A 15,896-nucleotide genomic window follows, 5' to 3' on the forward strand; every position below is an offset into this window, starting at 1 on the left:
CTTCTTAATGCTCGTGAAACTTTAGGTGGGTAATAAGCTGTAGTTTCAGATTCAATAAGATTCGCTGTCTTATAGTAACTCGGAATTTGAGAAAAACTATAGAAGATAGACAGCAAAAAAGCAATTAACAGAGGGGTCTTTTTTGAGTGAAAAAGGTTCATTTTGTGAAAATTTAATTTCGCGCGAAATTACAACTTGGTTTTGTTAAATTGTTGTTTTTTTAAATGATTGTTGTGTGATTATTATCATAAGTACTTGATTTCATTCTTTTTATTAAGAAAACCGTAAATTAAACAGTTGGTTTATCTACTGGAAATCAGTCAAGTAGTAAATTCGATTATTTGAGAGCTATTTATAATTTTAAATAAATTAACCACTGTAGTAGTATTTTTTTTTTGAAGCAATTTCCCGCTTTCCGCACTCGCTCTTTTTTGAAAAAAAATCAAAAAAGGAGCTCAAACAATTGCTTCAATCGGGGCTAGGCATTTGTGCTAATTTTATAATTTTTTTATTAAAACAACGCTTATTTCTTTTAAAAAAAAAAGACAGAAAATGACAGGTGCGTATTACACGTGCGTATTTGACTTTAATTTTAAAAAATAGTTGGCTTGGTAAAACTAGAAATATAACAGGTTTGTTAAATGCGCACTTCCTCGATTAATTGCCTAATTATCATTTGCTTATATGTTGTTTTGGAGAGTGTTTTAATCTTAAAATTGATAAAAAAACATACTATATTAAGTGAATTATTAAAAATAAATAAAAAAACTTTCAAATTTTTTCTCTTTCTAGTCCAGAAAACAGAATTTTTAGAATGTAGGTATTGTAAGATGAAAAATTTACGTTGTTATTTTACTGAAAACACTTAAAACACCTTTTAAAATACTTGATATGAATAGATACAAATTTAATGAAGGAGATTATTGTAATGGTCAATACTTAAAAATTATAGATTCGTCAAAAGTTGATGAAAATAGAGAAGAATTAACAGCAATAATAAATTGCCGAGATCAATATGAAAAGGGCGATATGAAAGATAGATTAGATGCTATAAAAGAACTCGTTGGTCAAGAAAACGTAGTGCTTATTGGTTTTTGTTTCGGTTTTCAGTTTATTCACAAAGTATTAGGCAAATCAATAGTTTACATTGATCCATTCTTAGAAAACCCAAAACCAAAAATAGTGTCATTCAAAAATATTTATACACTTGAAAATCTAATTAATTTGAATTTAGAGCAACAAGTACCAATGGATTCGCAAATTTCCTGTAAAGAACTATTCAATGATTTGGGGATAAAACCGAAGAAGATTATAATTAAATTAAAAAACAAAAAAAAATAGCTAAAAAAATAGCTAAAAAAAGAGATGAAAAAGAGATGAAAAAGAGAAATAAATTAGCAGCATTATTTGAAGGGAAAACACCAAAATCAAAAGTAGTATTTGATGCTTTATTAGAACGTTTACCCGAAGAGCCAAACATCGCCTGGTACCCAATATCAAATAAGCAAACTATAAAAAAGCCCGTTCTTTATGTTGTTATGGAAAACATCAATTTTTTAGATGAAATATTACTAAAGGAACAATTGCCTATTAGTCATTTTATTAAAGTTCGTGAAGGCTGTGGTTTTGGAGGAAATAGAAAAAGTATTTCGATTGTGTACGCTTTTTTAGCCGATTTAAAAACAAAATATTTGCTAGTAGATAGCTAGAACGTGTTTTTTTAGAGGTAAAGAATCAATATTGGAAGGGGTAAGAGTAAGTGAAAATGAAAAAAACCTCTAATATAGAGGGTTTTGTATGGTTTGTTAGTGGAATGTTTTTAGTGGGTTTTAATATTTTGTAGAGTAAAAAAAATATTTTTTTATTTATAGGTGTTCCATTTTATAAAAAATAGTATTATAATTTGTTTGTATAGCTATAATTTCGGTGTTTTCTAATACTGAAAATTCTTTTTTTAGTGCACGTTTTGATAAAACACCTTCATTCTGTTCTAAAAATCGAATAAGAATTGCAATTGTTTTGTCAGGCATTTCAAAATGATTGTCTAAATATTTTTTAAATTGATCATATTTTTGAAGATAACGAACTTCTTCAGGTATAATTCTGACAAGTGTATCCTCTACACAATCATATAAAAATTCAGCTTGCTTTGTAGCATCAAAATAACGATAAAAATCAATGGTGTTATTTGTGACTTTAATGTTATAATTTTCCGTTTCTTTCCATGTTATGTAGTCTAATAATGGATGAGAATAAGATTCTAAAACAGTTTTATAATCATTAATATGCTCTAAAATTGAGGCAGAAACAGGAAAAATAACTCCTTGTTGTGTAAATTTCTTTTTAGCTAAAATATGATGTATTATATAACGATGTAAACGACCATTTCCGTCTATAAAAGGGTGTATAAATACAAAACCAAATGATATGGTTGCAGCGGCTAAAACAGCATCATAACTGTCATCTTGTAATAGTATATTTGCATCTATTACTCCATTCAGTAATTTAGGAATATCTTCTTCTTTTGCAGAAATATGATCTGGAATAGGTTCTCCTGAGCTTCTATCATGATCTCCCACAAAACCACCTTCTTTCCTTAAGCCCATTTCTATAAACCTACTGTTTTCTATAATTATTTGTTGTAAGCGCTCAAGCTCGGCAATACTTAATGAGTTTCCACCCGCTTGACCAATTGCTTTACCCCAGCGCATAGCTCTATTATTGCCAGGATTTTCACCCTCTATAGTAAAAGATGCTTTAGAGTCTTTTAATAATAAAAAAGAAGAAGCGCGTTGCAATATATCTTTATGTATGCTATTTAGAATTGTATTTTTTTTTCGAGATAAATTAGCCTTAATATAGTTTTCTAGCTTTTCAGTTTTAAAAATTAATGGACAAAAATCCACCGTTCCAGGAAGGTTATTAATAACTTTATGCCTTGCAGATTCTCCTCCTTTTATTGTGTATTGGATATTAGAGTCAAGTAGTTGAATGTATTTACGTTTTTTTAAATCTATTGCTACATCAATTTGTTCTTGTTGAAGCCATTCGTATATAAACCAAATCTTTCGACTATATTGACCAGATGGTTCTATGTGTAGAATCTCTTTTATTTGGTCTTTTGTAATTACTTTAAATAACGCTTTAAATAATAGTAAATTAATCCCTTCATATTTAATAGCAAATACCAACTGTTTGTACAATGTCTCTTCTGGCTGATATGAAGTCGGAAATACTTTCCAATGGTCATTATTATATTTTTTGCTTTTTTTAGTTATTAGAGATAGTCTATTTGGAAAAGGTATTGGTAATTTTAAACTTTCTATTATAGCACCATAACCCACTATTTTTCCTCTTTCAGGTGTATTTCTTCCTTGAAAAAATGAAGTTTCATTTAATGGTATTATTATTTCCATACTATAAATTTATTTAAATTATAATCAAATATAATTAAAAAACATGCGCGAGTTAAAAATAACGCGCGCATAAGTGTTTGTTTTGAAAAAAATATGCGCAAAATGGGGTTTAAAAAATAAGAAATGTACAAATCACTTTTTATATACTAAAGTTTCAATATAAGAAAGCAATCTGCTACCAAATACAATACTACTAAAGGTAATTATTAAAAGTTATTAAAATAATTATATATTTTAATCTGTTTTTACTAAAGTTTTTAATAATTTTTAATTTCAATTCTTAAAATAATATTTAAGTAGAATTATGCTTATAAATAGTTAATTTTTACGTTGAACAGCTTTTTTTATATGATTTTAGGTCATATTATTTTAATCGGTCCATTTTAATGTCTTTAGAAAGCATACTTTCTGAACGTTTTAAATGTATAGCAGCTTCTTTTTTACTACCATAAGTATCAATAGACCATTCTGCTAAATCTCTATTAAATTTAGCAATTATTTCATTATACGTTTTTCCTTCTGTAAAATATGTTTGAGTTGTTTTTGTATTGTCAATATTCCATTTTTCAAATTCGGTAATAGCTTTCTCAATAGCAATATCCTTTTTATGATTTTCAAAATAAAAAGCAAGGATATAAGAAGCTAACTTTTGCATATCTCTAAAATTACCAAATAGTTTTTTTGATTTCAAAAAAGTATGAATTTTTTCATTCCAAATTAAACTCGGCGCATCTTCGAAATTTGCGACATCGTCCCATACATTTTTCCAATTAAGAACATAGTCTTCTTTACATTCTCTTAAGGAAGGAATTTCTACTATAAACCTAGAAATTCTATCAAAAAAATCATAATCTAACTTGTTTTTTGTTAAGTTTTTAAAAGTAATGTTACTTGCTGTTATTAATCTGAAATTTGTTTTTTCTGGTTGAGTTGATCCTAATGGTAAATATTTTCCTGTTTGTAATACTTGAATTAATTGACGTTGTAATGGTTTTGATAAATCTTGTATTTCATCTAAGAATAAGATACCGCCATTTTTAAAGTTTGATAATATTCCATCTTTATCTTTATCCGCTCCAGTAAACGCCCCTTTTTTGTATCCAAACAATTCAGATTTCATTAATTCTTCAGTAAAAGTACCACAGGCTAATTCTGAAAAAGGATAATTTTTGTCATACTTTTTTAAAATTAATTCTCTAACATAAGTAGATTTACCAGTTCCTCTTTCTCCTAATAACAATATAGATGCATTTGGGATATGTGAAAATAAAGTGAGTTTATTTTCCGCTTCTTTTCTCTTATAAGATCTTGTTTCGTTTAGGTTTAACTTAATTGTATTGCTTATATATTTCTTTTTTAATAATTCACTTAGAAAAATATTAGGTTTAAATTTTATTTCTTCTATGTAGGTTATCTTTTTAATTTTATCAAACTGGCTTGACCACAAAGTTGTATTTATAGGTAAGTAACCCGCAGAATTTAACATTAACCAAACTACATGCATTTGAGGTGTTCCTGGAGAAATGTTTATATGCAAATCAATATTATCTTTACTATAAAAATTTTCTTTTAGGAATTTTATCAGACCATCATAAATAGATTGATAATTAGTTACTCCATTAATTGATATTCTTTTATTTTCAAATTTAGGAAGCGTTTTAGTTTCTAGTTTTATTGATTCACTGATTTTCCGATTATCTTTTAATCTTTCTTTAATTCTAATATTATTAAATTTACCTAAAACTTCTTTGTGTTTTTTTCTTTCAAAAAAAATATCTATTTCAGCTAAATTTTCATTTGATAAATCCTGATTCTGTAAATAATAGACTTTATTTATAGTTATTTTATTTTCTAATAATAATGATTTTAAAACCTTTGCTGTAACAATAAAACCATTATTAAAAGCATCCCATGTTAAAAGTATTTGTTTGTTTTTACTTTGCATACACTTTTATATTTTTATCTAGCTCATTTAGTTTATATAGAAAATTAGGAATATTATTTATTTTAGAAGTGTTTAACAATAATACTTTTTCTGTTTTTTGTTTTTTACTTCTTCCTGTTTTAATTTCTATTATTTCACTTTCTGTATTAATAGTTTCAATTTTGATGTAATTATTTATGCTATTAATTTCAGCTTTCAGTTCTATTGTTAATTGTTTTGAATTAAATTCTTGATGTTTTTTTATTAGAAACAATGAGTTTAAATCTTTTAGTGTTGTTATTTTTTTTGAGATTTTTTTATTCTCATGATTTTCAATATGTATTAAACTTGTTAGTTTCCCATCTTTGTTTAAATATTGATATTTATCTGTGTTAGTTATTTTATTTTCGTGTATGTATTCAAAAGGAAAAGTTTCTTTCCAATTGGTGTATATTTTTAATAAATCATTTTTTTGATTTGTGTTTAATTTTGTTCCAATTTCAAATCCTGTATCCATTCCATGTGCTTCAAAATTTGCTGAAAAAATATAAGCTTCATTATTATCAATAATTAAAGATTTTGCATGAATTAAAGGGTGACAAACAATTTTAGCACCATGTTTAGCAAGTACATCTATATTATCATTAATAGTTTTTAATCTAGGTCTACAAAATATGGTAACTTTTATTCCTGATTTTAGTTTATCTAAAATTTTATTTGATAATATATGTTTAATATCTAATCCGAAGGTAGAAATTTGTATTTCTTCTTTTGCTTTTGAAATAGCTTCAAGTAAGGTTTTTTTTAAGTTAGATATTTCGATATTAGGAGAAGTTAAAAGTATTTCAGATAAATGAGGTAGACCAAATTTATTAATTTTTTTGATTTTATCAAATTGACTAGTATTGGTTTGCTCATCAGTAGTATGTTCCCAAAAATGATATACAAAAATTTTAAATAGTTCCGTTATTTGAGTGTTAGAAAGTTTAACGGCTAATTCAGGATTTTCAAAAAATGGCTTTTCATTAAAATTACCTGTAAAAATATATCCTTTAGAGTTTTTTTTAGGATCGATTAAAATAAATTTTGCATGTAAATTACCCGCTTGCCTATGAGTAAAATTATTTTTAAATTTATCTTCCAACATTTTTTTGTAGCCTTTGGTTATAAAACTATCATCATCATCATAAGGGTTTGATTCTAATTTAGCTTCAGCACATCCCATTACAAAAACTCTTACATCTCTTTCTTTTTTTGCACTTAATAAAGCATCAATTATTTGAGTATCTTGAATTAAAAAAGACTGCAAACAAATCAATTCTTCAGCACTTTCTATATCTGTAATTATTTTCTGAAACAAAACACCATTTTTACCAGATTCTATTACAGATAAATTATCGTTTTCTGTACTTATCCATTGTTTATCTGTAGGAATAAAAATATTATTTAGTGCTTTTTTATTTTCAAAATTTTCTGTGTGTACTAATTCTTTCATTGCTTTTTTTTAATAATTTAAATAATCTATTGTTTCTAACTTAGTTTTTTTATAAAAATCTTCTTTTCCGAAAGAGTTAATTAAATACTCCCTACTTATTGTATTTGTTAATTCTTTATCGAACAATTCAAATTTATTTGCAATATCATTTTCAAATTGATTAAATTCTTCATCAGATAAAAAATAACGATTAACTCTTTGTTTAAGTAATGCTTCAAACCATTTTTTTGCATCGTTTAAATCTTTTGGGTTTACTTTTATATTAGGTATTGTTATTGAATTAAAATATGTTTCTCTGAAAATTGGTGCTGCTATTTTAATATTTCTAATTAATGAAATATCTTGATTATTAAATTCTTTTAATAAGATGTTTTCTTTAGGAAGATAATTATTCGGAAATTCATTTATTAAAATAGATTCAATTATATTTTGTTTATCTTCTTTTTCGTATGAAATAAAATCAACTAATTTAATGGTATAGTTATTTGTATTAAAATCAATTGTAATATTTTCTTCAGCTTGTTTTAATAATTTAATTTGAGATTCAATTTTATCTATAGTGTAAGAACCTGTGTTGAGTTTTATTATTTCTTCAGGTTTAATTAAAGAATTTAAATGTGAGTCTATTCTTTTAGTTTCTGTTTTATTATCACCATCATATGGTAATTCTTCTATTTTTACAATTTCAGATGTAAACTCATTTTTTTCAGTGGTCCAAATTTCTAAAACACCATTTTTTTCTGAGTAAAATGATTTAGTAACAATAGCATTAATTCCAAATTCAGTAAGGAAATAATAGAGATGTTGTTCATTTTCTTGATCGTCATAAAGTTTAAAATACCCCATACTAGCCATTCGTATTAATAAATTTTCACAAGCATTTATTGATAAAGGGTATAATAAATTTTCGTGAAGTATTTTTGCATTTAATTCTTTATATTGTTTTTGTTCATAAGCTAATTGTAAAACAGCCATGAATGGAGATTTCTTAATTTTAACTTTATAGTCAGCTAAAACTCGATATTTGTTTACGGTAATTTCTTTTGTTAATTTCATGTCTTCTTTTTATCTAATAACTCTATTTTTTACTTCTTTAGCAATTTCTTTAAGGGCTTGTAATTGTGTCTTTTCAGAAAGCCACTTGTTATTACCGTAAAGAACTAATTTGTATCGAGCACGTGTTAATGCAACATTTAATCTGTTTGGGCTATTATAATGAGCATATTGCGATGTTTTTGTAAATGATAGTAATACCATATCAGCTTCATCTCCTTGAAATTTATCTACTGTACTTAGCGTTATACTAACATTATTTATAGTGAAAAATTTGTGTTTTTTCTTTTGTTGGCTGATGTCTTGTAGCATTTTTTTTAGTTCTGTTTCTTGAGCTCTATAAAAAGTTAAAACAGCAATTTCATAATTACTATTATCTTCTTTTGGGTTTGATTGCGCTAGTTTAGTAAACTCATTTAATTCTTCTTTTATTTGTTCAACTTCACCTAAATTTATGATTTTATCAGAATTATTTTTATTTTTTGAAGTTCTCTTTTTTTTCTGTGTTGCTATTTTTTTGTTTTGAACCCAAATAACTAAGTCTTCATTTGGTTTATACCAGTTTAATATTTTACTTCTTGTTTTAGTAGTTTTTGCTGTTTCTAAATTAGTCTTATCATCTTTGGTATAAAAATGTGTTCTAGAAAGATTGGCTATCTCATCTTCCATTCTATGTTGATAGGTAAGTGTTTGAAATTTTTGATATTTAATTTCTTCAAATTGATTAAATCCTTTATAAATTAATTTATCTTCATTATAAATTTTTTTATCCTTTGTTTCTCTTTGTTTTTCACCAGTTCCTATTTGTAATAACTCTAATATAGAAGGAAATGCGACTCTTCTTAATTTTTCAATTTCATCTTGATATTCTTGAGGAACTAGAAAATTAAATTCTTTTTTAAGTTCTGAATTTGAATTTTCATCCAAGCGATATTGATACATTTGACTTAATTTACTACCTACTGTGTCTTTCCATTGCTCTGTTGTGTTACTAATAAATTCATAATTATAAACATTTTTTTTAGCATTGTTTTTTCTGTTTTTATGAAATTTTCTTTGGATGTTATTAAATGAAATGCTATCAATAGAGCCTTCGAATAGTTGAGCTTTTACATAAATATATTTTTCAATAATTTTTTTATGATTTTCCGTTGCTTCACAGATAATTAAATCTACGCTATTTAGCTTTAAGATATTAATGTCGCTAGGCTCAAAATTTTTAGGGAGTTTAAAAACTACATAATCTTCAAAATCATTTTCATTGTGTTTTGTAGAAAATAGTATTTTAACTATTTTTTTATTCCAATCAGCTTGTTCAGCTAGCTTTTTATTTAATTCAAAAGCGGTAATCAGTTTTTCTTTTTCATCATTATCTTTTATGATGATATCAACATTTTCACTTATAAGGTCATCTTCTGTGTAAGGAGATAATTGATTAACATCACCAACTAATATCCATTTTTTAGCATATAAGGCAGGAACAATAAAATCTAGAAAGGTTACTTTAGAACTTTCATCAACAATCATCACATCAAAAACCTCTTGTATTCCACCTTTTTTAATATCAGGATGCTGTAAAATTCCTATCATAGTTCCTCCAACTAAATTTGCTGATTTTAATATAATATCATCAAAATTTTGGTCATTATTTCTGTAGTCACTAGGTTGGCTAATACTATCTAATAGTGTTCTTCCGCTATCAGTAGTTTTTTTATTTCTTATGTTTTTAGAAATTTCTTTTTTTGTTTTCTTTATGAAGGTTTTTAATTCGTAAGGCTCTACGGTTTCTTTTCTAATACTATCAATATTAGAAGCTATTCTTATAGGAACAACTAATCCTTCACATTCTTTTTTGTAAGAAGTAAGTATTCTGTGAATAACATTATCTACAGCAACATGTGTTGCTGAAACTAATAAAACTCGTTTATTTTGTTTTATTAATTGAATTATCAATTCAACAATAGCTGTTGTTTTTCCAGATCCAGGAGGTCCTTCTAATAAAGCAAAATCTTTAGTTTGTAGCGCATTTATTACAAATTTTTGTTGTTCTTTTGTACCGTCATATTCGTCAGGTTTATTTAATATTTTAAAATCAATTTTATTAGAATAATTTTCTATATTATCTTTAAAGTAATGCTTTGCTTTATCTGATAAATCAAATAATTTTTGTATCGGTGTGTGATGCGTAGATGGTTTATCCCTTAATCTTTTAATAGCATTTCTTTGCTTTATTAATTGAGAGTCATCGGCTTTTAAATAAATAAAATTTAAATTATCAATAGTATCAAGAGTTATTTGTTTATTAATAGAATCTCTTGTTTTTATCTTTATTTCATTCGTTTTATTGCTTTTTTTGTCTGCTTTTGGTTGTTCTGAATAAACAAATTCTGTACTTCGTTCAAATAATTCTGTTTCAATTTTTTTAGCATCTCTATTTTTTAAATTATCTATTTCTAAAGAAAAAAGAGTTGCAGGTATTGTTTTGAGTGATATAGTATTATTGTTAAGTATTAATGTAATTGTTGTTACATTGCGATCAGTTTTTAATACAATAAAACTGTGTTTTTCGTTTTTATCAATTATTTCAGTTTTTTGTTTTTTATCGTTTATAAAAACTGTGTTGATTTTATCAAAAAACTGTTTTTTAATTTTTTCTTCATTCGAAAATTCATTAAATTTTATATAATACCTTATTTCTTCTTTTCTGATAGGTATTTTTATAGCTCCATTTTTTTGAATTACTTCGATACTTTTTTCTATATAATTTTCATAGTCTTTTAATCCATATTTTACTCCTTGAATTATTTTACCTTTACTGTAAGAATTATCAGTTGTTTTTATTGAATTAGCATGGTGTAAGTTTGTCGGTTTTCTTTCTTTCATAATTAACAGTTTACTCCAGTGTCTCCAAATCTAACAAAAGCGGTTATTAATATGTTTTCTCGCGCTACTACAGTAAAGCTTGTTAAGCCAAAGCAGTCTTTAGCTAATATGTAGCCTTGTTCAATTGCTTGATTAATATTTTCTTTAGATAATGTAAATTCTATTTTGTTTCTTTTCATAGTTTTAATAGATCCTTTAATAAGACACATAGAAACCAAAAAAGGATCTATTTGTCGTTGTGAAATTCGTTGTTTAAAATGTAAACTTTGCTTGAAGTTAGATATCAAATTCATAATTTATTTTTTTAATTTGATAAGTTAAATTCATAATTTATGCCAAGTTTTAATTATTTAAAAATACGTATTTTATGTTTTTTGTTAAATAGGTAACATATTACTTAATTTAATAATATATTATTTTGCAAATGTAGTGGGTCTTGATAAGAGTTTAGTGTTTATTTAAATTTTATAGCGTAAAATGACTAAGGCAAATGATTGATCATTTGCCTTAGTTATTAGCTTTGTCCGAAGCTAAAATTAATTGAGTATTAAGATTTATTTATACTATTTTTCTAAATCCCCATAATCCTTAAAACCTCAATCCCTATGTTTTTATTAAGATTACCATTTTCATCTAAAACGGAAACAAATCCCATTTTACATTGATGATTTATTTCATGGGTTTCATTCTCATAAATTGAATAATCATCAGTTTCAAAAGATTCAAAATTATTATTTTTATTTTCTCCAGGATATAATAACAACGCTTTTTCTGCATTCCAAAAACGGCAATAACTATACATTTGTCGTAAATCGGAAACAGAAGCAGAGCCATTAGGACATTTCCATTTGGTGTCAATAATATAAGTTTTTCCGTCTTTTTTTAAAATAATATCAGGTTTTAAACTATTGCTTCCCCAAAAGGATTTAGATTCCTGCCCAAAAACCTCAATATTTTTGCCTTCGCAATATTTTTGAAGTTGTTTTAGTATATAAGTTTCCCATAACACATTCATATCAAATAATAAGGAAAGCATTTTTTCTTTACCATCAGAAATATTAGGGGAGTAGTTTAAAATAATTAACCGAGCGAGTTCTAAACCATAACTATAACTTGCCGATTTTCTATTTAACTGTATAGAATTTACTTGTTGTTTTGTGATGTTTTTTTTACTGATTTTTTCAAAGTTAAGTGCTAAGCGTTTACAGCGTTCGTACAATTGCGTTCCTTTGGTAAATTGACCTACAATTTCTAAAGCATTGTATAAAACTTGATGTAATAAATGATTGGTGTCATATACTTGATGTGTAGTATAAAACCGCTCTTTATGTACCAAGTTTTTTTGAATATTACCTGCAAATTCTAATTTACCTTTTAAAGCTTTTGTATTACTCGTTTCTTTACGGTATTGTTTGATAAAACCTTTACGTAATAGTGTTTCTATTTCTGATAAATATAAATCAAAATAAACTTCTAGTAAATTTAAGTTTGTACGTTTTACATTTGCTGCTCCTGCTGATTCCGCTTTTAGTTTTCCGCAGGCTTCTAGCATATGTAATAAAACTCCTTGCCATTTACCAGCATCATCATTTTTATCCGCTTTCGGATGAATTTCTATTGATAATCCATCTATTTGAATGATGCCTACATATTGATTAAACTGAATACCTTTGGAAATAGCTTGAAAGTATTTCCAATTATGGTATTCGTTTAATTTTAATAACGCATCTAAATGCTGTTGATTAAAACCTTGCTCTCCAACATATAAGCGTTGGTGTTCGTATACTATCATATTATAGAGCTTCTGCAGGTTCTAATACAGGTTGTTTTACTTCAGTAAGTTTAACAGCTGTTTTAATACCTAATGTTTTATGAATTGCATCAATAATATTTTTAGCATCAATTTTTTCTAATTCAAAAGATGGTGTTTTAAAATCATTTGAATTTTCATATTTAAAATCGGCAAAATTAATTTTATTATTTTCCTTTTTGCTAATAAAACCTTTTCCTAAAACTAAGCCTATTTTACCATAATCGCCATAAAAATATTCTTGTAATAACGGAATTACATTATTCTTAAAAACAGTAGCTAGTTTTGTAGTATCGCCACTTTCAATAGTAATAAAGTAAGAGTGACCTATAGTGTGATCTCTATCTAATAATAATTCAATACGATTATTAATAGTTTCTAGAACATCTTTTAAATTAAAACTATCAAATGATATATTTTCTAATAATTCAGGTTTTGGTAATATTTCTTTAAATTCGAAACGTCTGCGTAATGCGGTATCTAAAGATTCTACAGAACGATCGGCAGTATTCATAGTTCCTATAATGTGAAGGTTTGATGGCACTCCAAATTCTTTTTTAGAGTAGGGTAAATCTAAGATAAGTTCATTTTCTTCACCTAGTCTTTTATCATTTTCAATCAATGAAATTAACTCTCCAAATATTGCTGATACATTTCCTCTATTAATTTCATCAATTAATAAATAAAATGGTTTTGCTTCTTTAAATTTTATGTTTCTATTTTCTTTAGTATCTTTTAAACAGTTATCTAAATCATCATATCCTGCAATATTTGCAGCCATATCACAAGCCGATTTAAAAACTCCATCTTGTAAAACATAGCTTAAAGAATTATTCTCATCTAATTCATCACTTACATTTAGGTCGGGTTTAATTCCTTCAATAAAATCTTCATATGCAAATGATTGATGAAAACTAACTAATATATAGTTTTTAGTTTTATTAGCAGTTTCAGCTCCTTTGTTAGATTCGAAATATAATTCTTGATTTGTTAAGGCATCCTTTATACTATCCCATCTTTTTCCTCCTTTAATTCCTGAAAAACTTTGTGTACTGTAAGTGTTTAATAATTCTGGTTTTTCAAATTGTTTTAACCATTTAACTTTAATTGTTTGAAAATCAAAATTAGCTTCTTTTGATTTTTCAAAATCATAATCATGTAAGGTTTCAGCAATTCCATAAAATTTTTTACCAGAGATAATACAGAGATAATCTCCTTTTCTAACTTTTGAAAAACGATATTTAATATCGAAACTATCTACATCTCCTTTTTTAAGGTTTTTTAGGTTCCCAATTCCTATATCGCACCATTCATATCCTAAATAATCTTGATTTTTTAAATCGTTCCATAAATAACCATTTTCACCTGGAGCTAAATGCCAAAAGTTTTTTTTGTCATTTAAATATTCTATTACTTCTAGGTTGCTGTTTAATTGTGGAGTATCCGTTTTAATAAAATCATTTATTATCGAATAGGTTTTTCCTGTTCCTGGAGGTCCGTAAAGTATTTGATTTTTACTCTGTGAAATCATAGCATTATTTTTTAAGTTTGTAACTATATTATTAAAAGTACTTTTGTCGTCTTTTTTTTCAATAAATTTTTCTCTTAAAAACTGTATGTAATTATTTTTTCCGAGTAAAGCTTTTGGAATACCGTTGCTATTTTTAAGGTCATATTCTTCAAAATCAGCATTTTTTTCTCTTTCTGTTTTGCTCAATAATACTAAAATAGTATCTATATGTTCTTTTATATTTAGCGGATTTACTAAGAAAAAATCTATCTCATCAAAGTAGCTATTTATTTCATCTAATTTTGATGTAATGCTATTAGTTGTATCACCTAAGTAACTGCGATAAGAATTATGAGTGTTTATATTTAGCCAATTTGCAAAATCTTCTTTTATATCAATTAAACCATTTGCATACTGTTGCCATAAATTATGACTAAACTCAAAAAAAATAATTTCCTTTTTTTGTTTTAAAATTTCTCTATGAAATGTTGAAACAGGTGTTTTTTTTATAAAAGGTATTTGTAAGTTTTTAGCAACATAGCGTAATGCTTCTAGTTTAAAGATGTTTATAATATTATAGTTACCATATAAAAAAGCAATTTTCCATTTATAGGCTGTTCCTAAATCAATAGTATCAATAGCTTCTAAGTTATTTGTTTGTGCATTAGTAGCTATAGTAATAATTATTTCTTTAATTTTTTCAAATGCTTCTTGAGCTGTTGTTGCTCCGTATTTAGTGTACCATGTATATTCTCCATCAGAATTTATATGATTTTTTTGAAGAGTAGGAGTATTTGAACCTTTTTTAAAAACTCCAAATTTATAAGAACTACCTCCAACAATACTTCCTAAATCTCGAGTAATATGCTCTACCCAATAACAAAAAGAGTCCTCTCTATTTGTGTTGGTATATTCTTGAATTTCCATTTCTTGTAGCTTTTCGATAGGCCACTTTTCTAAAAACTGTTGTTTTAAGTTTTCTAATTCTGTATTCATTTCTATAGCAATTTTTTTAAATTAAATGATTATTTTTTCTTTCTAACGACTTTCTTTTTAGGTTTTACAACCAAACTTTCTTTCAATTTTTTTATTTCTTCTAATAAATCTTTAGCATCGCCATCGGTAGGTAATTGTGCTACTAACTCGCCTTTAAAAGCTTTGGCTAATATGGCTTGTGGTAAACGGTCTATTTTTTCTTTTAGCGTTTTATATTGCTTTTCTATAGCATCTGCCTTACTAAATAAATTCTCTACTCGTTTTACGATTTCTGTTTGTTCTTTAATATCAAAAACATTAATTTTTAATTCTTTAATTTCAGTTGTATTGATATTATTTACACCACTAGTTGAACGAGCTTTTTCTTCAATTTGTTTTCTCAAACTTGGACTAGAAAGTATATAATTTAAATATTTTGAATTTAAATTATCTGATGTTCTTAATCGAATTAAATAACCTGCATAACCAAATTCTTTATCATTTTTAATAATAGCAGATTTTCCTACTATAGAAACACTTCCATTTGAACGAATAATAAGTATATCACCTTTTTTTAAAAGTACTTTTTGATATTCTTTTTCATCAAGAATAGAAAATTTTAAATCGGATGTATCTATTTCTCCATTTTTAATATTTGGAATTCTTAAAATAGGCATACCATCAATATCATAATCTGATTTTTTTGATGTTCCGTATTTTATATCTGTTAAATAATTATTTAAATCAACATTAAATAAAGCATCCTCTAACTCCTTACCAACCCGCCACTCTTGGGTAAGTTTACCAGTTACGGCTTGTGTTAAAACGGC

11 protein-coding genes (1 of these 11 running past the window's edge) are annotated in these 15,896 nt (G+C 26.0%); 2 read left to right on the plus strand and 9 right to left on the minus strand.

Annotated features, from left to right (window positions below):
* Positions 1-891 precede the first annotated feature (891 nt).
* Positions 892-1,341, plus strand: a complete 450-nt coding sequence (locus DPIF8902391_RS02230; RefSeq protein ID WP_172504925.1) for a hypothetical protein — start codon at positions 892-894, stop codon at positions 1,339-1,341.
* 35 nt (positions 1,342-1,376) lie between these two features.
* Positions 1,377-1,709: a DUF7663 domain-containing protein gene (locus tag DPIF8902391_RS02235; protein WP_172504926.1), complete on the plus strand. Its 333-nt coding sequence runs from the start codon at positions 1,377-1,379 to the stop codon at positions 1,707-1,709.
* 156 nt (positions 1,710-1,865) lie between these two features.
* Here the strand turns inward: DPIF8902391_RS02235 and DPIF8902391_RS02240 are convergent, their stop codons facing one another.
* From DPIF8902391_RS02240 to DPIF8902391_RS02280, 9 genes are all read right to left on the minus strand, one after another.
* Entirely contained in the window at positions 1,866-3,416 is a 1,551-nt protein-coding gene (locus tag DPIF8902391_RS02240) for a Fic family protein (RefSeq protein ID WP_172504927.1), read from the minus strand.
* A 364-nt stretch (positions 3,417-3,780) separates the two neighbouring features.
* The gene (locus DPIF8902391_RS02245) at positions 3,781-5,361 is read right to left on the minus strand and encodes a sigma-54-dependent transcriptional regulator (protein WP_172504928.1); all 1,581 of its coding nucleotides are present in this window, start codon (positions 5,359-5,361) and stop codon (positions 3,781-3,783) included.
* A complete protein-coding gene (locus DPIF8902391_RS02250) occupies positions 5,351-6,835 on the minus strand; it encodes a phospholipase D-like domain-containing protein (RefSeq protein WP_172504929.1) in 1,485 nt (494 codons plus the stop codon). The genes DPIF8902391_RS02245 and DPIF8902391_RS02250 overlap by 11 nt, the downstream gene beginning before the upstream one ends.
* A gap of 9 nt (positions 6,836-6,844) precedes the next feature.
* Positions 6,845-7,891, minus strand: coding sequence for a hypothetical protein (locus DPIF8902391_RS02255; RefSeq protein WP_172504930.1), 1,047 nt, complete (start codon positions 7,889-7,891; stop codon positions 6,845-6,847).
* Between the two features lie 9 nt (positions 7,892-7,900).
* Complete coding sequence (locus DPIF8902391_RS02260; RefSeq protein WP_172504931.1) at positions 7,901-10,771, minus strand: AAA domain-containing protein; 2,871 nt, start codon at positions 10,769-10,771, stop codon at positions 7,901-7,903.
* 2 nt (positions 10,772-10,773) lie between these two features.
* On the minus strand, positions 10,774-11,064 hold the full coding sequence (locus DPIF8902391_RS02265) for a hypothetical protein (protein ID WP_172504932.1): 291 nt from the start codon (positions 11,062-11,064) through the stop codon (positions 10,774-10,776).
* 278 nt (positions 11,065-11,342) lie between these two features.
* A complete protein-coding gene (locus DPIF8902391_RS02270) occupies positions 11,343-12,563 on the minus strand; it encodes an McrC family protein (protein ID WP_242037277.1) in 1,221 nt (406 codons plus the stop codon).
* A 1-nt stretch (position 12,564) separates the two neighbouring features.
* Positions 12,565-15,087 (minus strand): McrB family protein, encoded by a 2,523-nt coding sequence (locus tag DPIF8902391_RS02275; RefSeq protein WP_172504933.1) that lies wholly within the window; start codon positions 15,085-15,087, stop codon positions 12,565-12,567.
* A 29-nt stretch (positions 15,088-15,116) separates the two neighbouring features.
* Positions 15,117-15,896: the 3' portion of a restriction endonuclease subunit S gene (locus DPIF8902391_RS02280; protein WP_172504934.1), read on the minus strand. Its footprint extends 561 nt past the window's final position; 780 of the gene's 1,341 nt are visible here — the last part of the coding sequence; its start codon lies beyond the right edge, outside the window — the gene reads right to left on this strand; the stop codon is at positions 15,117-15,119.

Origin of the sequence: Tenacibaculum finnmarkense genomovar ulcerans (assembly GCF_900239495.1) — a bacterium.
Classification (GTDB): Bacteria; Bacteroidota; Bacteroidia; order Flavobacteriales; family Flavobacteriaceae; genus Polaribacter; species Polaribacter ulcerans.